Raw genomic sequence first — 17,964 nt, forward strand, 5'->3', positions numbered from 1 at the left:
CCGGAGGTTTCCTTGCACATATAGGTGAAGAATGTTTGCATTCGGCCCATGGACATGGGGACCTCCACTCTGATCACCGCGTACCTCGTCGCGTGCGTCGGCTCCGCACTCGGTCTCCTGTCCGCCGAACGCGCACGGACGGCGACCGGAGCGTCACGCAACGGGTGGCTGGCGATCGCCGCGGTGTCCATCGGCGGGCTCGGGATCTGGGGCATGCACTTCACCGCGATGCTCGGCACCTGGATGGGCGCGAAGGTCGCCTACGACATCCCCATCACCCTGGCGAGCATGGTGGTCGCCATCGTGGTCGTCGCCCTCGGCCTGCTCGTGGTCCGCCGCGGCGACAACACCCGGCTCTGGCCGTTCCTGGCGGGCGGCCTGATCACCGGCCTCGGCGTGGCCGGCATGCACTACACCGGCATGGCGAGCATCGTGATCGGCGCCGACGTCACCTACCACCCCGGCCTGGTGGTGCTCTCCGTCGTGATCGCCGTCGCCGCCGCGACAGCCGCCCTCTGGGCCACCGCCAACGTCCGCGGCTGGCTCGCCGTCGCCGGCGCCGCGCTGGTGATGGGCGTGGCGGTCACCGGCATGCACTACACCGGCATGCACGCCATGCACGTCATGCTCACCCCGAACGCCCCGCTGGTCGTCGACAACTCGTCGGAGCTGATCACGTCCCTGATCATCGGCGGTGCCGGTGTCAGCGTGGTCATCATCTTCCTGCTGGCCCTCACGTCCTCCGGTGACGAGGGCGGCGAGGACGCCGAGCTGCTCGACCGCGTGATGCGGCGCAACGAGTCGCACCAGTTCGGGCGCACCGACTCCGTGTCCTGACGTTCCTGCACGCCAAGGGGCGCGCACCTCGTGTTGGGTGCGCGCCCCTTGGTCGGTCCTCGCGGCTTCGTCAGTCCTTCTTGAAGGCGTCCTTGACCTTCTCCGCCGCCTGGCCGAGGTTGCCCTTCGCCTGGTCGACCTTGCCCTCGGTCTCCAGGCCGGGGTCGTCGGTCACGTCGCCGACGCCTTCCTTGACCTTGCCCTTGAGCTCGTCGGCCTTGTGGTCGATCTTGTCGTCGGTGCCCATGTGGTCCTCCCCGACAGCTGGGTTCCCTGCGTTGTTGTGACACCGGGGTGCCCACTGGGACGAACCTCAACCATCGACGAGCAACGACCCTTGTCACAGGTCGAACGCCGAGGTGTTCAACCTGCTCCACTTGTTTGGTCGGAAATCACGCCGTCCGCGGTGGCCATGGCTATCCTCACGATCATGAACGACGTCCAGCTCGTGCTGCAGCCCCGCGGCAGGCGTGAGCTCAAGGGGCCGGAGAACTTCGAGCTGTCGATCAGGCGGGGCGTGCCGCTTTCGGGCATCGCCGCGGAGCTGGGAGCCGACCTCCCCGCGCTCGAGGCGCTCTACCCCGACGGCATCGCCCGGCTGTGGGGCTCCACACCGGCTGCACCGGGCAGGAACAACGCGAAGTCCGTGGCACTGCGCGACCGCAGGGCCGGCGACAAGGTGATGTTCTACGCGGAGAAGGCTTTCATCGCCGAGGCGACGATCCTGCACGTGTTCCGCAACTCCGCCGCGGCGCGAGCGGTGTGGGGTGTGGACGAGGACGGCGCCACGTGGGAGCACATGATGGCGCTCGGCGACGTCGAGGAGTACGACACCCCGGTGCCCGCCGAGCGGATCCTGACTCCCCTGGGCATGTCGACGCCGTTGCGGAGCATCACGCTGGTGTCCGCGGCGGACCACGCCCGGATCTCCGGCGCTGGGGCGGAACCGGCCGAAGCACCCCGGCACTGGCTGCTGCAGTGCAACCCGGAGGTGTGGGACGTCTGGTCGTGGTGGGAGGACGGCACCACCGACCAGGTGCCCTGGACCGTGGGCCGCTACCACCGGGACCTGCGGCCGGGCGACGACTTCGCGTTCTGGGTCTCCGGGCCGGCAGCCGGGGTCTACGCGATGGGCCGGCTCGCCTCGGCGGCCTACCCGACCACCGAGTTCGACTCGTTCTGGAAGGCCCCGCGCCCGAGCTCGGCGCAGGTCGTCGACCTCAGGTTCAACCGCTACCTCTTCGAGGCACCGATCACGAGGCACCGCCTGGCGCCCGTGGAGGAGTTCGCCGACTCGTTGATCATGCGGATGCCCGGCGGCACGAACCCGTTCCCGCTCAGCTCCGCCGAGTGGGACCTGCTCAACGCACTGGCCCGGCACGGCAGGACCAGCCGGCCGTCGTCGTCCGAACCCGTGGTGACCTCGAGGCCCGTCAACGCCGTGCCCGAGACGACCACGGCGAAGAACAGCGGTTCAGGTCCCCGGACCGTGACTTTCGACGAGGCCAAGCTCATCCGGCAGTACGGCGAGTACCTCGGCCGAGAGCTGCGCTGCCTCACCGTCCGGCTGCCCTCCGGGGAGCAGCTCGTGTGCGACGTGTTCGACGAGGACGTGCCGATGATCATCGAGGCCAAGAAGTCGGCCTCGCGCGAACACGTGCGCATGGCGATCGGTCAGCTGTTCGACTACCGGCACCACCTGCGGCGCGACGCGGTGCAGGCGGTCCTCCTGCCGTCGAGGCCGTCGTCCAGCGTCGTCGACCTGCTGTGGTCGCTCGGCATCAAGCTCATCTACCGCGACGGTGACGTCTTCCACGGCCCGGAATAACAGCACTTCACCCGCCGGCCGACCGGGTGCGGTGGTCACTCGGTCGCACTCCCAGCACCCGCTTGAACGCCACGCTCAACGCGAACGCGTCCGAATACCCCACCTTCCGCGCAACGGCACCCACGGTCTCCCCACCGCCCCGCAACAGGTCCGCCGCCAACGTGATCCGCCACCGCGTGAGGTAGCTCATCGGCGGCTCCCCGACGGAGGCGCTGAACCGCCGCGCGAACGCCGCCCGCGACACGCCCAGCTCGGCCGCCAGCACCGCCACGGTCCACGACCGGGCCGGCGTGGCGTGCATCAACCGCAGCGCGTCGCCCACCACCGGCTCGTCCAGCGCACGGCACCACGCGGGAGGGTTCGCGGCCGGGTCGGCGAACCAGGTGCGCAGGGCGGACACGAGCAGCAGGTCCAGCATGCGGTCGAGCACCAGGTGGTGGCCGGGGCGTCCGCCGGCGATCTCGGCGGCCATCGCCTCCGCGACAGCCGGCGGCGATCCGAAGGGCACCACGAGAACCGGCGGCAACGCGTGCAGCAGGCGTTCGCTCAGCTGACCCCGGCGTTCGAACGCGCCGCTGAGCAGCACGGCGGCGCTGTTGTCAGGGGTTCCGCAGGTGGCCGGTTCCGGGCCAGGTGGGCAGTAGTCGGCGGCGGTCACGTCGTGCGTCGGCGTGGCGGACGGTGTGGAGGCGACGGTGTGGGGCACGTCGCCGCGGACCAGGGCCACGGCGCCCGGTTCGAGCAGCACCGCGTCGGCGCCGTCGGGCACGATCCACGCCTCACCGCGCAGCACGACGGCCAGCGTCAGCGGGGCGCCGCTCGACATCCGCAGCGCCCACGGCGGGGTCAGGGCCGCCTGCCGGAACACAGCGCCACGCGCTCGCACGTCCGCCAGCAGCTGCGAGACGACATCCACGAGCCCCACCGTAGACGATCGAACATCCAGAAGAGTGCCAGAGCCATGGATCGTCTCACCGGACCGAGGTTGGCTGGGCCCATGACTGATCAAGTTCTCGTCACCGGTGCGACCGGCAAGACGGGCAGGCGCGTGGTGCGGCGGTTGCGGGCCCAGGGGATGCGGGTCCGCGCGGCGTCACGGCGCGGGGAGCACGTGTTCGACTGGACCGACCAGCAGACGTGGGACGCGGCGTTCGACGGGGTGAGCGCCGTCTACGTCGTGCAGGTCGACGGGACCAGGCTCGTGCGCCCGTTCGTGCGACGGGCGCAGGAGCTCGGTGTGCGCAGGGTCGTGCTGGCGTCCGGTCGCGGCATCGACGACCCGGACTACGCGACGGACAGCGGCGGGGTCCTCGACGGGTTGCTGGACAGCGAGGACGCGGTGCGCACCAGCGGTCTGGAGTGGACGATCACCCGGCCGGGCTGGTTCGCGCAGAACTTCAGCGAGGGGTTCTTCTCGGCCGCGGTCGAGGCCGGTGAGCTGCGGCTGCCCGCGGGTGAGGGTGCGGCGAGCTTCGTCGACGCCGAGGACATCGCCGCCGTGGTCGGCGCCGCGCTCACCGAGGACGGGCACGACGGGCAGGTCTACGAGCTGTCCGGGCCCGCGGTCGTGACGCTCGCCGAGGCGGTGGCCACGATCTCCGCTCACGCCGGTCGCGAGATCCGTTACGTGCCGTTGGACGTCGACGACCACATCGCCGAGCTCACCGCGCAGGGCTTCGCACCCGAGGACGCGCGGGCGTTCGCGGACATGGTCGAGCCGCTGCGCAACGGCACCGACGCGTACCTCTCCGACGGCGTGCAGCGGGCGCTCGGGCGGCCTGCGCGGACCTTCGCGGAGTTCGCCGCCGCGACCGAGTGGTGAGCGACGGCTGCGACACCGCAGGACCCGTCGGCGGCAGGTAGCGGGCTGACGCCGGTCAGACGCGGGTGCCGGTGGCCGGAGGCTCGTCCCGGACCCGCTCCGGTGCGCTGCGCGGTGTCCACCGCAGGTGCACGGTGCGCTCCGGCGGGTCCGCCCGCAGCAGCGACAGCCGCGGGCGGACCGCGTCGGTGCGCGCCGACGGTGGTTTCCGGCTGCCGGCCTGGAACTGCACCGGCCAGTCGACGCGGTGGTCCTGCTCTGCGGCCGCGTGCAGCGTCCAGTGCGGGTCGTACAGGTGGGTGCGGCCGAGTGCGCACAGGTCGGCGCGACCGGCCAGCAGGATGGAGTTCACGTCGTCGTGGGACGCGATGGCGCCGACGGCGATGACGGCCGTGCCGGTGGCGGCGGCGGCCTCGTGGCGGATCCGGTCGGCGAGCGGGGTCTGGTAGGAGCGGCCGTACGCCGGGCGTTCGTCCGCGGTGACCTGGCCGGAGGAGACGTCGATCGCGTCCGCGCCGTGGGCGATGAAGGCGCGGGCGATCTCCACGGCGTCGTGTTCGGTGGTGCCGCCGTCGGCCCAGTCGGTGGCGGAGATGCGCACGATCATCGGGCGCCCGGCCGGCCACACCGCGCGGACGGCGCCGAAGACCTCCAGCGGGTACCGCAACCGGTTCGCGAGCGAGCCGCCGTAGGCGTCGGTGCGCCGGTTCGCGAGCGGCGACAGGAACGACGACAGCAGGTAGCCGTGCGCGCAGTGCAGTTCGAGCAGGTCGAAACCCGCTTCGGCACCGCGCAGGGCGGCCTCGGTGAACGACTGGGTGAGCTCGTCCAGGTCGGCGCGGGTGAGTTCGCGCGGAACGGGTGAGGCGGGACCGTACGGCAGCGGCGAGGGCCCGACCGTCTCCCAGCCGCCCTCCGGCAACGGGTCGTCCATGCCCTCCCACATCAGCCGGGTCGAGCCCTTGCGGCCGGAATGGCCGAGCTGCAACCCGATGCGCGCGGTGCTGCGCGAGTGCACGAACGACACGATGCGCGCCCACGAGTCGCGTTGCTCGTCGTTCCACAGACCGGTGCAGCCCGGCGTGATGCGGCCCTGCGGCGACACGCACACCATCTCGGTCATCACCAGGCCAGCGCCGCCCATCGCCTTGGAGCCCAGGTGCACGAGGTGGAAGTCGCCGGGCACGCCGTCGACAGCCGAGTACATGTCCATCGGTGAGACGACGACCCGGTTCTTCAGCTCCAGCCCGCCCAGCCGGAACGGCTGGAACATCGCCGGCGCGGTGGCCGGGAGGCCCTGGGCGGCGGCGAACGCGGCGTCCACGCGATCGGCGAACTCCGGGTCGCGGGTGCGGAGGTTGTCGTGGGTGATGCGGCGCGAGCGGGTCAGCAGGTTGAAGCAGAACCGCGTCGGCTCCTGGCCGGTGTACATGCCGATGTTCTCGAACCACTCCAGCGACGCCTGTGCGGCGCGCTGGGTGGACTCCACGACGGGACGGCGTTCGGCCTCGTACGCGGCCAGCGCGGTCCCGACGTCCGGGTGCTCGTGCAGACAGGCGGCCAGCGCGAGGGAGTCCTCCATCGCGAGCTTGGTGCCGGAGCCGATCGAGAAGTGGGCGGTGTGCGCGGCGTCGCCGACGAGGACGAGGTTGCCGTCGTGCCAGCGCTCGTTGCGCACGGTCGCGAAGCTGAGCCACTTGGAGTTGTTGGCGAACACCTCGTGGCCGCCCAGCTCCTCGGCGAACAGCTCGCGGATCCGGTCGACGGCGCGGTCGTCGGACGCACCCGGCGCGAACTGCTCGCCGGTGTCGAACCCGGCGCGGCGCCAGACGTCCTCGTGCATCTCGACGATGAACGTGGAACCGCTGTCGGAGTAGGGATAGCCGTGCACCTGCACGGTGCCCCACTCGGTGTCCCTGATGAAGAACTGGAACGCCTCGAAGACGCGGTCGGTGCCGAGCCACATGTACCTGTTGCGCCGGTGGTCCACAGTGGAGCCGAAGACGTCCCCGGCGGTCTGGCGCACCAGCGAGTTCACCCCGTCCGCGCCGACGACCAGGTCGTGGTCCGCGCGCAGGAGCCGGACGTCGGGCGCGGGCGCCGAGAAGTGCACGGCCACCCCCAGGTCGTGGCACCGCCGCTGGAGCAGGCTGAGCAGCTCCTTGCGGCTCATCGCCGCGAACCCCTGACCTCCCACCGTGTGGCTCTCGCCCCGGTAGTGGATGTCGATGTCCGTCCAGCGCGCGAACCGGCTGGCCATCGCGCCGGCGAACTCCGGGTCGGCGTTCTCGATCCCGCCGAGCGTCTCGTCGGAGAACACCACACCGAAGCCGAACGTGACGCCGGCCGCGTCGCGTTCCCACACGGTGACGTCGTGGGCGGGGTCGAGCTGCTTCATCAGCGCGGCGAAGTACAGCCCGCCGGGCCCACCACCGACGACAGCGATCCTCACGCCGGCACCTCCTGCTCGACGATCCTGCGGAGCGCGAACCGCTGGAGCTTGCCGCTCGCGTTGCGGGGCAACGAGGTGCGGAACCGGACCTCGCGCGGGTACTTGTACGGCGCGATCGTCCGCTTGACGTGGTCCTGGATCTCACGGGCCTTCGCCGCACCCGCCTCGACGCCCTCGCGCAGCACCACGAACGCGCACACGATCGAGCCGCGTTCCTCGTCGGGCTTGGCGACGACGGCGGACTCCAGCACGTCCGGGTGGGTGTCGATGGCCTCCTCCACCTCGGGGCCGCCGATGTTGTAGCCGGAGGAGACGATCATGTGGTCGCTGCGGGCGTGGTAGTGGAAGTAGCCGTCCTCGTCGCGGTGGAAGACGTCGCCGGTGACGTTCCAGCCACCCACCACGTAGTCCTCCTGCCGCGGGTCGTCGAGGTAACGGCAGCCGACCGGGCCGATGACGCCCAGCCGGCCGGGTTCGCCAGGGCCGAGCTCCTCGCCGTCGAGCCCCAGGACGGTGGCGCGGTAGCCGGGCACGGGTCTGCCGGTGGAACCGGGGCGGATGTCGTCCCCGGCCGCGGAGATGAAGATGTGCAACAGCTCCGTGGCGCCGATGCCGTCGATCACGCGCAGCCCCAGCCGGTCCTGAAGCCGCTGCCAGGTCTCCCGCGGGAGGTGCTCACCGGCCGACACCGCCACCCGCAGGCCCGCGAGCTTCTGCTCGGCGCCGTCGCGCAGGATCGCCTTGTACGCGGTCGGTGCCGTCGCGAGCACCGTGACGCCGTGCTCCGCGACGAGGTCCGCGACCTGCGGCGGTGTCGCGGTCTCGGTCAGCAGGGCGCAGGCACCGGCGCGCAACGGGAACACGACGAGCATGCCCAGGCCGAAGGTGAACGCGAACGGCGCCGTGCACGCCACGAGGTCGTCCGGCACCAGCCGCAGCACGTGCCGGCCGAAGGTGTTGTCGATGGAGAGCACGTCGCGGTGGAAGTGCGCGGTGATCTTGGGTGAGCCGGTGCTGCCCGAGGTCGGCGCCAGCAGGGCCACGTCGTCGGCGGCGGTGTCCACGGCGGTGAACTCCGCCGGCTTGCGCTCGGCGCGGGCCGCGAGGTCGTCGTGGGTCACCACGGTCAGCCCCGGCAGGGCCCGCACGTCCGCGGCGAACCGGGGATCGGTCAGCGCGATCGACGGACGCGTCCGCTCGACGACCGGCGTGAGCTCACGGGTGCGCAACGCGGCCATGGCGGTGACCACGACACCGCCCGCCTTGAGCACCCCGAGCCACGCGGCCACCGTCCACGGGTTGTTCGGCGACCGCAGCAGGACCCGTTGCCCGGCAACGAGGTCCAGGTCGTCGACGAGCACGTGGGCGACCTGGTTCGCACGGGTCCGCAGCTCGCCGTAGGACCACACCTCGCCCGCCGGGGTGCGCAGCGCCGGGCGGCCGGGCCCGAACCGCGCGGCGGCGACGTCGACCAGCTCCGCGGCGGCGTTGAGCCGGTCGGGGTAGGCCAGCTCGGGCGTCGTGAACTCGATGGTCGGCCACAGCGCCGGCGGCGGGAGGTGGTCGCGGGCGAAGGTGTCCATGGCGGGTCCTTCCGGCGGCGGCGGGGTCAAGCGGCGCGGATCATGCCCTCCTGGGCGACGGTGGCGAGGTGCCTGCGGTCGCGGGTGAAGAAGCGGCCGGAGCCCAGGCCGCGGCCGTCGTCGGCGGCGACGGCCTCCTGGACGTAGAGCAGCCAGTCGTCGACCGGGCCGGTGCGGTGGAACCACATGGCGTGGTCGAGGCTCGCGGTGACCAGTCCCGGCCGGGCCCACGGCAGGTCGAGCACCCGCAGGACGGGCTCCAGGATCGTGTAGTCGCACATGTAGGCCAATGCGGCGACATCGCGCTGGGCGTCGGTGAGCCCCTCGACCGGGCGCAGCGGGTCGAACGGCTTGAGCCACACGGCCTGGTGCGGCACCCGGTCGCCCTCGACGGCGAGGTAGACGGGGCCGGGCACGTGCCGCACGTCGAAGCTGCGACCGGCTGACCAGTAGTGCTTCGACTCCTCGGTCATGGTGCCGCCGGCGCGGTCCGCGAGGTAGGCCGCCGAACTGGGCAGCTCCTCAGGGCCGGGCAGGTCGTCGGTGAGCCCGGCCGCGAACGTGCCGCCCGTCTCCCCCGCGGCGAAGTTCGCGAGGCACGCGTAGAGCGGCTTGCCGTTCTGGTAGCCGCGGACCTGCCGGGTGCTGTAGCCCCGGCCGTCGCGCAGCAGCTCCACCTCGTAGCGCACCTCGGCACCGATGTCGGCCGGGCGCAGGAAGTAGCTGTGCATCGAGTGCAGCACCTTGCCGTCGGTCACCGACCGCACGGCCGCGGCCACCGCCGCCGCCACCAGGTCGCCGCCGTAGGCCTTGGGCCACGGGCAGGGCTGCGTGACGGCGGTGAACGCCAGGTCGAAGTGCTCCGGCTCGGCCCGCTCCAGCGTGATCGCCGAGGTGAAGAACGCGGAGGTGCCCGCGGTCATCGGGTCAGCCAGTCGCGCAGGTCCTCGTCGGGCACGTCGTCGAGGTTGACGACGATGTTCTCCGGGGTCCGCGTCGTCATCCACGTCAGCGGGGTGTTGCGGGAGAGGTTGCACTCGATGTGCGGCATGAACGGCGGCACGAAGACCCAGTCGCCCTCCTCCATGTCGACGTAGTCCTCGAACCTGTCGCCGAAGTAGATCCGCGCCCGGCCAGACAGCACGTACCCGCCGGTCTCGGCCTCGCCGTGGTGGTGGGTGACCGAGCGGTAGCCAGGCTCGTTGGTGACCTTGCCGAACCACAGCCGGGTGGCCGGGGTGTGCTGGATGCTCACGCCGGAGATGCGGATCGCGCCGCCGGAGTTCGCGGTGTCCGGGTTCTCGCTGCCGCCCCGCGTCACCACCGGCGCGACCAGGCCGCTGGGCAGTCGGTACGTCGAGTTGTCGCCTTCGAGCTGGTACCTGCTCAGGTCGGGCTCCATATATCGCATTCTTCACCGCCGTCAGATATTGTCAATACGCATGAGGCCTCTAGCGGTGAACCCCGCCGAGCTCCCCCGGCCGAGCGGCTACTCCCACGGAACCCTGGCGGGCACGACGCTGCACCTGGGCGGGCAGACGGCCACCGACGCCGGGATGAAGATCGTGCCGGGCGGCATCGTCGCGCAGTTCCGCCAGGCGTTCGGCAACGTGCTGACCACCCTCCGCGCCGCGGGCGGCGTGCCGGAGGACCTGGTCAGCATCACGATCTACCTCACCGACGTCCCCGACTACCAGGCCAACGGCAAGGAGATCGGCGCGGTGTGGCGCGAGCTCGCCGGCCCGGTCTACCCCGCCATGGCCGGCATCGGCTGCACCGCGCTGTGGCAACCGGAGGCCATGATCGAGATCCTCGGTGTCGCGGTGATCCCCGAAGACCGCCTGGTCACGCCGATTCAGAAATAGCGTTTCCATGATCAGCGAAATGGAGACGCGATAGTGAAGCTCGCATCAGTGACCGTGGACGGTGTCCGCAGGGCCGGTCTCGTCGGCGAGACCGAGCGGTCGATCACGCTGCTGGCCACCGCGGTCGACGACGTCGTGCGCGGCGCACCGCCGGGTGAGCGCGGGGAGGTCCTGCCGCTGTCCGAGGTGCGGCTGGAGTCGCCGCTGCACCGCTTCAACCGCGACGTCCTGTGCACCGGCTGGAACTACCTCGACCACTTCCTGGAGTCGCGGGGCAGGCGGGAGGGGCAGGACCCGGTCGCGGTGCCCGAGCGGCCGACGTTCTTCACCAAGGGCCCGGACACGGTGATCGGCCCCACCGACCCGATCGCCTACGACCCGGCGTTGTCGGTGCAGTGGGACTACGAGGCCGAGATCGCGCTGGTCATCGGCCGCGACGGCCGGAACATCCCGGAGGAGAAGGCCCTCGACCACGTCTTCGGCTTCCTCGTCGCCAACGACGTCTCCCAGCGTGACCTGCAACGCGCGCACGGCGGCCAGTGGCTCAAGGGCAAGAGCATCGACCGCACGATGCCGCTCGGCCCGTGGGTGACGAGGACCGACTCCGTGGACCTCACGGCCATGCAGGTGCAGTGCGAGGTCAACGGGCAGCTGCTGCAGAACGCCTCCAGCGCGCAGATGGCGTTCTCGTTCGCGCGGATCATCGCCGAGCTGAGCCGCGGCATGACCCTGCGCGCAGGGGACGTGGTCCTCACCGGCACCCCCAGCGGCATCGGCAGCGCCCGTGACCCGCAGCTCTTCCTGTGCGACGGCGACCTGGTGGTGACACGTGCGAGCGGTCTCGGCGAGCTGCGCAACACTGTCACCCTCACGGATCTCAGCCGGGAAGGAGAGGGCGCTGAACCTCGCGGTGAACAGTGACGCGGACGTGGCACCCGCCGGTCGTGACCGGCTCGGCCCGCTCATCGTCACGATCTTCGGCCTCTACGCGCGCGGCGAGGACAACTGGCTGTCCGTCGCGTCGGTCGTGCAGCTCATGGCGGACCTCGGCGTGGAGGGCCAGGCCGTGCGGTCGTCGATCTCCCGGCTGAAGCGCCGCGGCGTGGTCCGCAGCGACCGCCGCGACGGCGCCGCCGGCTACGCCTTGGCCGAACCGACCCTGGAGGCGCTCGCCGAGGGCGACGCCCGGATCTTCGAACGCAGGCGCGCCACCACCGACGACGGCTGGCTGGTGGTGGTGTTCTCCGTGCCGGAGTCCGAACGCGACAAGCGCCACGCGCTGCGCACCAGCCTGACCCAGCTGGGTTTCGGCACCGCCTCGCCGGGCGTGTGGGTGGCGCCGGGCAACCTCGCCGTGGAGACCCGCAGGACCCTGGAGCGCCGTGGCCTGTCCGAGTACGTGGACATCTTCGCGGGCCGGCACTTCGCGTTCGGCGACCTGCGCTCGAAGGTGCGGTCGTGGTGGGACCTCGACGAGCTGGCCGACCTGTACGCCGACTTCGTGCGGCGCCACCGGCCCGTGCTCGACACACCGCCGGCCGGAGCCCTGGGGGCGTTCCGGACCTACGTGCCGATGCTGACCCAGTGGCGCCGCCTGCCCTACAGCGATCCCGGCCTTCCCCTGGCCCTGTTGCCGCCGGGGTGGAACGGCGTGACCGCGGAGGCGTTGTTCGAGGAGCTGAACACCACGCTGAGCGCACCGGCGCGGGAGCACGCACTGGCCGTGCTCCACGCGCGCGGCTGATGTCCGCTCCGGTGCTGCTCCTCAGCGGCGGTTCTGGTCGTCGCGCTCGACGTCGACGCGTTCCTTGCGCACCTCACCGCTGACCTGCCGCTGCTCGGTGACGGCGTCCTTCTCCAGCCGCACCCGCTCCACGGCCTCGGCGCGCTTCTGCACCACCGGCTCCTCGCGGTGCAGCGTCACCTCGGCCGCCTCCTCCTCGAACGCGTCCTTCACGGGGCCGTCCACCGGCTCCCGCACCACGCGCACCTCCTCGTGCGACACGGGCACGGTGACGTTGCGCTGCTCGGTGACGACGTGCTTGACCAGCCGCACCCGTCCCGCCTCGACCTGCCGCTTGCCGACCTCGAGGTGCTCCTCGGACCGCGTGACGGACATGCCGTCGCCCTCGCGGCCGCTCCTCGTGCGGCTGTCGTTCGTGCCGCTGTCCCTCATGCCGCTGTCGCGCGTGCCGCGGGTCTCGTGGCTGAGCCGGTCGTGCTCCCCGGTCTTGGCGCTCGGGATCATGCCGTAGTACCGGTAGAGCTCCTCCTGCTGGGCGTCGGACATCTTGTCACCGTCGACGTCGATCTTCGGCGCCTCCTTGACCAGTTCCTTGTCCACCGGCACCGTGATCGCGCCCGCGCTGACCCGCGCCTGCTGGATCGGCACGAAGCTCTCGCGCAGCCCGAACAGTCCGGTGTGGACCTGGGCCCAGGTCGGCTGGCCGTCCTCGTCGTCGAGCCACAACTGCTTCACCGAGCCGATCCGCTCGCCCTTGTTGTCGATGACGTCACAGTCGTACAGGGCCTCGAGCTGGGTCCGATCGATCATCGTTCTTCCTCTCGCGTCGCTGGCGTCTCTGCGATCGCGAGGTACCCCGCCACCGGTGGCAGGTCCCGGGATACCGCCCATCCAGTGACACCTCTTCCCCCGAAGGTGGTTCACGTTGCCGGAGCGTGACGACGTGCAGACGAGCGGGTCAGCGGGTACCCCCGCTGCCATGACGACCTACACGCACACCGCCGAAGCCGACATCCCCGCCGACACCCTGTTCAGCTTCCTCGCCGACCCCACGAACCTCCCCCGCTACTTCCCGCAAATGACCGCGGCGGAGCCCGAGGGCGGCGAGCAGGTCCACGTCGAGGCCGAGGTGCACGGCCACCACGTCGAGGGCGAGGCGTGGGTGCGGCCCGACACCGAGCAGCGGCGGCTGGAATGGGGTGCCGAGGGCCCCGACGACTACCACGGCGAGCTGCACGTCGAGGAGGTCGCGCCGGGGAGGTCGCGCATCACCGTCAGCCTGCACAGCGTGCGGGAGGCGAAGGGCGACGAGGTGCAGCGCGGGCTCGAGGAGACCGTTGCCGTGCTCACCCAGACCGCGGCCGCCGATGACCGCTCGACCGGCTGACGGCCCGGCCCGGGTAACCCCTCCGAACGCCACGACCGCACCGGCGCCAGGCACCGCACCACCGAGAACTCGCCCCTGGCACCATCTCCGGGTGCTCACCGACGCCGAGTCCCGGTCGATCGTCCTGCGCAGGTACTGGCAGCACCTCATCGAGTTCGCGCTGCTGGTGGTGGCGGGCCTGCTGGGCATGGTGCTCGGCCTGCTGCTGGCGATGGCGCTCATCAAGCTCGGCGCGCCCGGAGAGGTGTTCTTCGTGCTGCCGACGGGCGTGCTCGTGACGGTGTCGCTGCTGGGCGTGCTGTGGGTGGAGATCTGGTACCCGCACCGGCACGGCGGCGCAACCCCGGCCATGCGGTGGCTGGGGTTGCGGATCACAACGCTGCGCGGCGGGCAGCCGTCGCTGCGGGACTACCTGGTGCGGTGGGTGCTGATGGCCGTGGACGGGATGTTCTTCGGCCTGGTCGGGGCGGTGCTGATCGCCGTGACGCCGCGGCACCAGCGGCTCGGCGACGTGGTGGCCGGGACCGTGGTGGTGCGGGCGGTCACCTGAGCAGGCCGGTGCGCCAGGCCCAGATCGCGATCTCGGTGCGGTTGCGGGCGCCGAGCTTGGCCTGCACGTTGGTGAGGTGCGACTTCACCGTCGACAGCGAGACGCTGAGGCGGTCGGCGATCTCGGCGTTGGTCCAGCCGCGGGCCACGGCGAGCACCACGTCGAGCTCGCGGCCGGTCAGCGGGGTCGGAGGTTGCTCGCGGCCGCCGGTGCCGGTGAAGTGGGCGAGCAGCCGGACCGTCACGGCGGGCGAGACCAGGGCCTCTCCCCTGACGGCCGCGTGCACGGCTTCCACCAGCAGCCGAGGGCGGGCGTCCTTCAGCAGGAAGCCGCAGGCGCCGGCGAGCAGGGCGGCGTGGACGTTCTCGTCGAGGTCGTAGGTCGTGACCACCAGGACGCGCAACGGGTCCTCGACGCCGGGACCGGCCAGCAGCTCGGTCGCCCGCAGGCCGTCGAGCTTCGGCATGCGGATGTCCATCAGCGTCACGTCCGGGCGCAGCTGCCGGGCCATCCGCACGGCCGCCTCGCCGTCGGCGGCCTCGCTGATCACCTTGATGCCCGGTTCGGCGTCGAGGACCAGCCGGAAACCGGTGCGCACCAACGTCTGGTCGTCGGCGATGAGCACGCGGATGGTCATCAGACCCCCCTCGGCAGGGTGTCGAACGCGAGCGGCACCCGTGCGGTGACCACCCAGCGGTCACTCCCCCGTGGACCCGCGACCAGCTCCCCGCCCAGCGCGGCCACCCGTTCTCCCATCCCGAGCACACCGTGCCCGCCGTCCGCTGCTTCCCCGGTCACGCCGTCGTTCTCGACCTCCAGCACCAGCTCGTCCCCGTCGGACCTGGCCGTGACGCGCACCTCGGTGGCGCTCGCGTGCCGGCGCACGTTCGTCAGCGCCTCCAGCAACACCCGGTGCAGCGCCACGGAAACCTGTGCCGGCACGAGCAGCGCCTCCACGTCGGTGGCCACGTGCACCGCCGCGTCCGTGCCCGCCGCCGCCCGCACCACGTCGCCCAGCACGAGGCTCGGTGACGGCAGCGGGTCGTCGCTGCGCAGCACGCCGACCAGGCCGCGGGTGGCGGTCAGCGCTTCGGCGGCGGCGTGCTCGATCTCGTCGAACACCTCGACGGGATGCTGGGCCAGCGCCTGAGCGGCGCGGGTGCGCACCACGATCCCGGTCACGTGGTGCGCGACGAGGTCGTGCAGGTCCCGCGCGAGCTGCAGGCGGTCCTCGGTGCGGATGCGCTCCAGCTCCCGCCGGTGCCGGGCGTCCGCGTCCCGCAGGATCAGGCCGAGCGCGAGCGCCGCTCCCCACGCCAGCGCGGCGGCCACCGGGAACAGCGCCGCCGGGTAGTCCAGGCCGTAGCGCACGCTCGGTGCGAGCACCGCTGTGGCACCGGCGACGACGGCGAGCGCGGCGGCCCGCCACACCGGCAGCCGCCGGCACCCCGCCGCCGCGACCAGCAGCACCGCCAGCACCTCGGTCACCACCGGTTGCAGCGGAGCCCGCGGTGCCAGGCCCGCGACCGCGGTGCCGAGCAGCGACAGCCCCACCACCGCGCCCGCGAGCAGCTCGACCCTGCGCGGGAACCGGCGCCGCAGCACGGCGAGGACGGCCGTGGCCGAGCCCGCGTACGGCAGCACCACCGTGAGCAGCGACCCGGTGATCCCACGCGGAACGGCGTCCGCCTGCACCACCAGCACCGCGTCCACGGCCTGCGCCGCGAGCAGCGCGCCGACCTCCGCCACGAACACGCTCCGCCGTGCCGTCGGTACGCCTGCGGTCATACCGGCATTCTGGCCCCGTCCCCCGGCGGTGATCCCGCTACCCCGCCCGCTTGACCGCGTCGACGTAGGCGTTGGACGCCGGCAGGTAGCTCGCCACCACCGCCGCCGCTGCCGCCAGCGCACCCCCGTAGGCCGGCAGCGTCGTGCCCTCGCCGAACAGCACGGCCGCCACCTGGAACACGGTGAAGACGGTCAGCACGACCCTGGCCCAGTTGCGCCCCGACCTGACCTTGAACGCGAGCCACAGCTGCACCAGCGCGATCACCAGCGCGATGCTCGCGAACACGACCTGGGTGGCGGTGGCGGTGCTCTGCAGCTGGTCCTCGGTGAGGGACGGCTGTGCGGCCCGCAGCGCCTCGACGAGTTCGTCGTGCGTGCCCACCAACATGCCCACGGCCGCGACAGCGGAGACGCTGGACACGAGGAACCCCGCGAACGCCGCGGTGATGGTGCCCGGCGGCGTGGTCCTGCCCGTTGCAGTAGTCATGATCACGACCGTAGGACGTGGCGGAAAGGGTTGCAGCACAACGGGTTCGGATCTAGTACTTTCGGACGGGGCACCGGTTGCGGGCCTCCGGCGGCAGCCTGAGCATGGCGGGTCGGGATAACGCGGCGGCATGGGTGAACGGCAGTGGGCGGCGGGACCACGGCCGCAGAGACTGACGGGGATCCGAACCCGATCCCGAGAGGTTTCCCATGGCTGTGCGCATCCGGCGGCTCGCGTCGCCGGTCACCCTGCTGTTGTGCGGCCTGACCGTGTGCCCGGCGACCGCCGCGGCGCAGGACGACACGATCGGCACGGACGGCTACGTCCACGTCGCTCCCAACGGCACCGTGCTCGGCGTCGACCCGTACTACCCGACCGACGGCAACGGCGGGTACGACGTGGCGCACTACGACGTCACCCTGACCTACGACCCGGCGATCCGCTTCCTCACCGCCAGGACCACCGTGCGGGCGGTCGCGACGCAGCGGCTCAGCCGGTTCAACCTCGACCTGCGCGGCCTGACCGTGAGCGGGGTGCAGGTGAACGGCGTCGCGGCGGCGTTCAGCCGGACCGGGGAGCACGAGCTGGTCGTGACGCCGAAGGAGGTGCTCACCGAGGGCGCCGAGTTCACCGTCACCGTCGTCTACTGCGGACGCCCGCAGGCCGAGCTCACCCCGCGCGGCTGGACCGGGTGGCGGACCTCGGTGACCGGTGGCGCGTTCGCGGCCGGTGCGCCGCATTCGGCCACGACGTGGTTCCCGGTCAACGACACCACCGCGGACAAGGCCACGTTCCGCGTCACCGCGACCGTTCCCGGCGGGTGGACCGCGGTGTCCAACGGCGTGCGCGAGTCGGTTTCCGGGTCCACCGTCACGTGGGCGGAGAACACCCCGATCGCCCCGTCCGCCACGATGATCGGCATCGACCGGTACACCGTGCGGGAGTCGGTCGCCGGGCGGACACCGGTCCTCGACGCCTTCGCGCCCGGTGCGAACGCGACGGAGCCGGCGGCGAAGCTGCCCGCGGTGGTGGAGTTCCTGACCACCTACCTGGGTCCGTTCCCGTACGCGTCGACCGGTGGGCTGTACGTGCCGGACCGGCTGGGGTACGCGCACCCGGCGCAGGGCCGCGCGGTGTTCGGGGCGGGTGCCGACGAGTCCGCGCTCGTGCGGGCCGTCGCGGCGCAGTGGTGGGGCAACAAGCTCGCCATCAAGATGTGGAAGGACCAGCCGCTGCCGGAGTCGTTCGCGCGCTACCTCGGGTGGCTGTGGGACGAGCAGCGGCACGGTGTCGACGTCGAGCAGCGCTACCGGGCCGCGGTCGACCGGGCGGGTGCGGCGTTCTGGGCGCGCAAGCTGTCCGATCCGGGCAGGGGCCGCGAGTTCTCGGTGTCGGACAAGGGCGTGCTGATGGTGCACGCGCTGCGCAAGCATATCGGTGACGAGAAGTTCTTCGCCGTGCTGCGGGAGTTCCCGGAGATCAACGACAACTGGAACCAGGGCTGGCACGACTGGGAGCTCTACACGGCGGCGGTGGCCGACATGGACCTGGAGCCGTTCTTCGCGGCCTGGGTCGACGGCACGACCGCGCCCACCGGCTTCCCGGGCTGACCACACGACCC

General features: G+C 71.8%; 19 protein-coding genes. 9 read left to right on the forward strand and 10 right to left on the reverse strand.

Annotated features, from left to right (window positions below):
- Positions 1-48 precede the first annotated feature (48 nt).
- The gene (locus AB0A63_RS01815) at positions 49-837 is read left to right on the forward strand and encodes an MHYT domain-containing protein (RefSeq protein WP_360384208.1); all 789 of its coding nucleotides are present in this window, start codon (positions 49-51) and stop codon (positions 835-837) included.
- 70 nt (positions 838-907) lie between these two features.
- Here AB0A63_RS01815 and AB0A63_RS01820 read toward each other — a convergent pair whose 3' ends face one another.
- On the reverse strand, positions 908-1,084 hold the full coding sequence (locus AB0A63_RS01820; protein WP_360384210.1) for a CsbD family protein: 177 nt from the start codon (positions 1,082-1,084) through the stop codon (positions 908-910).
- Between the two features lie 183 nt (positions 1,085-1,267).
- On the opposite strand from AB0A63_RS01820, the gene AB0A63_RS01825 reads away from it, so the two are divergent.
- Positions 1,268-2,665 (forward strand): EVE domain-containing protein, encoded by a 1,398-nt coding sequence (locus tag AB0A63_RS01825; RefSeq protein ID WP_360384212.1) that lies wholly within the window; start codon positions 1,268-1,270, stop codon positions 2,663-2,665.
- 7 nt (positions 2,666-2,672) lie between these two features.
- On the opposite strand, the gene AB0A63_RS01830 is transcribed toward AB0A63_RS01825, so the two are convergent.
- Positions 2,673-3,581 carry an AraC family transcriptional regulator gene (locus AB0A63_RS01830; RefSeq protein ID WP_360384214.1) on the reverse strand — a complete coding sequence of 303 codons (909 nt, stop codon included), beginning with the start codon at positions 3,579-3,581 and terminating at the stop codon, positions 2,673-2,675.
- A gap of 81 nt (positions 3,582-3,662) precedes the next feature.
- On the opposite strand from AB0A63_RS01830, the gene AB0A63_RS01835 reads away from it, so the two are divergent.
- Positions 3,663-4,487, forward strand: a complete 825-nt coding sequence (locus tag AB0A63_RS01835; protein ID WP_360384216.1) for an NAD(P)H-binding protein — start codon at positions 3,663-3,665, stop codon at positions 4,485-4,487.
- Positions 4,488-4,542: 55 nt separating this feature from the next.
- Here the strand turns inward: AB0A63_RS01835 and AB0A63_RS01840 are convergent, their stop codons facing one another.
- Genes AB0A63_RS01840 through AB0A63_RS01855 form a run of 4 tightly spaced genes read right to left on the reverse strand, consistent with a single transcriptional unit; the run spans position 4,543 to position 9,924 of the window.
- On the reverse strand, positions 4,543-6,939 hold the full coding sequence (locus AB0A63_RS01840; protein WP_360384218.1) for a bifunctional salicylyl-CoA 5-hydroxylase/oxidoreductase: 2,397 nt from the start codon (positions 6,937-6,939) through the stop codon (positions 4,543-4,545).
- Positions 6,936-8,522: an AMP-binding protein gene (locus AB0A63_RS01845; RefSeq protein ID WP_360384220.1), complete on the reverse strand. Its 1,587-nt coding sequence runs from the start codon at positions 8,520-8,522 to the stop codon at positions 6,936-6,938. Before AB0A63_RS01845 ends, AB0A63_RS01840 begins: the two co-directional genes overlap by 4 nt.
- Positions 8,523-8,548: 26 nt before the next feature.
- The gene (locus AB0A63_RS01850) at positions 8,549-9,445 is read right to left on the reverse strand and encodes an acyl-CoA thioesterase domain-containing protein (protein WP_360384222.1); all 897 of its coding nucleotides are present in this window, start codon (positions 9,443-9,445) and stop codon (positions 8,549-8,551) included.
- A complete protein-coding gene (locus AB0A63_RS01855) occupies positions 9,442-9,924 on the reverse strand; it encodes a cupin domain-containing protein (RefSeq protein ID WP_360384224.1) in 483 nt (160 codons plus the stop codon). The genes AB0A63_RS01850 and AB0A63_RS01855 overlap by 4 nt, the downstream gene beginning before the upstream one ends.
- A gap of 40 nt (positions 9,925-9,964) precedes the next feature.
- Here AB0A63_RS01855 and AB0A63_RS01860 point away from each other — a divergent pair, with 40 nt between their 5' ends.
- Genes AB0A63_RS01860 through AB0A63_RS01870 form a run of 3 tightly spaced genes read left to right on the forward strand, consistent with a single transcriptional unit; the run spans position 9,965 to position 12,131 of the window.
- Positions 9,965-10,387 (forward strand): RidA family protein, encoded by a 423-nt coding sequence (locus tag AB0A63_RS01860; RefSeq protein WP_360384226.1) that lies wholly within the window; start codon positions 9,965-9,967, stop codon positions 10,385-10,387.
- Positions 10,388-10,420: 33 nt separating this feature from the next.
- Entirely contained in the window at positions 10,421-11,308 is an 888-nt protein-coding gene (locus tag AB0A63_RS01865) for a fumarylacetoacetate hydrolase family protein (RefSeq protein ID WP_360384228.1), read from the forward strand.
- Positions 11,298-12,131: a PaaX family transcriptional regulator C-terminal domain-containing protein gene (locus tag AB0A63_RS01870; RefSeq protein ID WP_360384230.1), complete on the forward strand. Its 834-nt coding sequence runs from the start codon at positions 11,298-11,300 to the stop codon at positions 12,129-12,131. The genes AB0A63_RS01865 and AB0A63_RS01870 overlap by 11 nt, the downstream gene beginning before the upstream one ends.
- Before the next feature lie 21 nt (positions 12,132-12,152).
- Here the strand turns inward: AB0A63_RS01870 and AB0A63_RS01875 are convergent, their stop codons facing one another.
- Positions 12,153-12,941, reverse strand: a complete 789-nt coding sequence (locus AB0A63_RS01875; protein ID WP_360384232.1) for a PRC and DUF2382 domain-containing protein — start codon at positions 12,939-12,941, stop codon at positions 12,153-12,155.
- A 169-nt stretch (positions 12,942-13,110) separates the two neighbouring features.
- Between AB0A63_RS01875 and AB0A63_RS01880 the strand changes: the two genes are divergently transcribed.
- On the forward strand, positions 13,111-13,518 hold the full coding sequence (locus tag AB0A63_RS01880; RefSeq protein WP_360384234.1) for an SRPBCC family protein: 408 nt from the start codon (positions 13,111-13,113) through the stop codon (positions 13,516-13,518).
- 91 nt (positions 13,519-13,609) lie between these two features.
- Positions 13,610-14,068 (forward strand): RDD family protein, encoded by a 459-nt coding sequence (locus tag AB0A63_RS01885; protein ID WP_360384236.1) that lies wholly within the window; start codon positions 13,610-13,612, stop codon positions 14,066-14,068.
- Here the strand turns inward: AB0A63_RS01885 and AB0A63_RS01890 are convergent.
- Genes AB0A63_RS01890 through AB0A63_RS01900 form a run of 3 tightly spaced genes read right to left on the reverse strand, consistent with a single transcriptional unit; the run spans position 14,061 to position 16,343 of the window.
- Complete coding sequence (locus AB0A63_RS01890; RefSeq protein ID WP_360384238.1) at positions 14,061-14,705, reverse strand: response regulator transcription factor; 645 nt, start codon at positions 14,703-14,705, stop codon at positions 14,061-14,063. The genes AB0A63_RS01885 and AB0A63_RS01890 overlap by 8 nt on opposite strands.
- Positions 14,705-15,856 (reverse strand): histidine kinase, encoded by a 1,152-nt coding sequence (locus AB0A63_RS01895; RefSeq protein ID WP_360384240.1) that lies wholly within the window; start codon positions 15,854-15,856, stop codon positions 14,705-14,707. Before AB0A63_RS01895 ends, AB0A63_RS01890 begins: the two co-directional genes overlap by 1 nt.
- Before the next feature lie 37 nt (positions 15,857-15,893).
- Complete coding sequence (locus AB0A63_RS01900; RefSeq protein ID WP_360384242.1) at positions 15,894-16,343, reverse strand: hypothetical protein; 450 nt, start codon at positions 16,341-16,343, stop codon at positions 15,894-15,896.
- Between the two features lie 209 nt (positions 16,344-16,552).
- On the opposite strand from AB0A63_RS01900, the gene AB0A63_RS01905 reads away from it, so the two are divergent.
- Complete coding sequence (locus AB0A63_RS01905) at positions 16,553-17,953, forward strand: M1 family metallopeptidase (protein WP_360384244.1); 1,401 nt, start codon at positions 16,553-16,555, stop codon at positions 17,951-17,953.
- Positions 17,954-17,964: the final 11 nt, after the last annotated feature.

It is taken from the genome of Lentzea sp. NPDC042327, from assembly GCF_040647275.1.
GTDB lineage: Bacteria > Actinomycetota > Actinomycetes > Mycobacteriales > Pseudonocardiaceae > Lentzea.

What these genes read in the sequence shown, in the direction of transcription:
- AB0A63_RS01880 (WP_360384234.1), top strand. Translation starts at nt 13,111, where the DNA reads ATGACGACCTACACGCACACCGCCGAAGCCGACATCCCCGCCGACACC.
- AB0A63_RS01895 (WP_360384240.1), bottom strand. Translation starts at nt 15,856, where the DNA reads ATGACCGCAGGCGTACCGACGGCACGGCGGAGCGTGTTCGTGGCGGAG.
- AB0A63_RS01855 (WP_360384224.1), bottom strand. Translation starts at nt 9,924, where the DNA reads ATGGAGCCCGACCTGAGCAGGTACCAGCTCGAAGGCGACAACTCGACG.
- AB0A63_RS01900 (WP_360384242.1), bottom strand. Translation starts at nt 16,343, where the DNA reads ATGACTACTGCAACGGGCAGGACCACGCCGCCGGGCACCATCACCGCG.
- AB0A63_RS01820 (WP_360384210.1), bottom strand. Translation starts at nt 1,084, where the DNA reads ATGGGCACCGACGACAAGATCGACCACAAGGCCGACGAGCTCAAGGGC.
- AB0A63_RS01845 (WP_360384220.1), bottom strand. Translation starts at nt 8,522, where the DNA reads ATGGACACCTTCGCCCGCGACCACCTCCCGCCGCCGGCGCTGTGGCCG.
- AB0A63_RS01860 (WP_360384226.1), top strand. Translation starts at nt 9,965, where the DNA reads ATGAGGCCTCTAGCGGTGAACCCCGCCGAGCTCCCCCGGCCGAGCGGC.
- AB0A63_RS01850 (WP_360384222.1), bottom strand. Translation starts at nt 9,445, where the DNA reads ATGACCGCGGGCACCTCCGCGTTCTTCACCTCGGCGATCACGCTGGAG.
- AB0A63_RS01890 (WP_360384238.1), bottom strand. Translation starts at nt 14,705, where the DNA reads ATGACCATCCGCGTGCTCATCGCCGACGACCAGACGTTGGTGCGCACC.
- AB0A63_RS01815 (WP_360384208.1), top strand. Translation starts at nt 49, where the DNA reads ATGGACATGGGGACCTCCACTCTGATCACCGCGTACCTCGTCGCGTGC.
- AB0A63_RS01835 (WP_360384216.1), top strand. Translation starts at nt 3,663, where the DNA reads ATGACTGATCAAGTTCTCGTCACCGGTGCGACCGGCAAGACGGGCAGG.
- AB0A63_RS01905 (WP_360384244.1), top strand. Translation starts at nt 16,553, where the DNA reads ATGGCTGTGCGCATCCGGCGGCTCGCGTCGCCGGTCACCCTGCTGTTG.
- AB0A63_RS01825 (WP_360384212.1), top strand. Translation starts at nt 1,268, where the DNA reads ATGAACGACGTCCAGCTCGTGCTGCAGCCCCGCGGCAGGCGTGAGCTC.
- AB0A63_RS01875 (WP_360384232.1), bottom strand. Translation starts at nt 12,941, where the DNA reads ATGATCGATCGGACCCAGCTCGAGGCCCTGTACGACTGTGACGTCATC.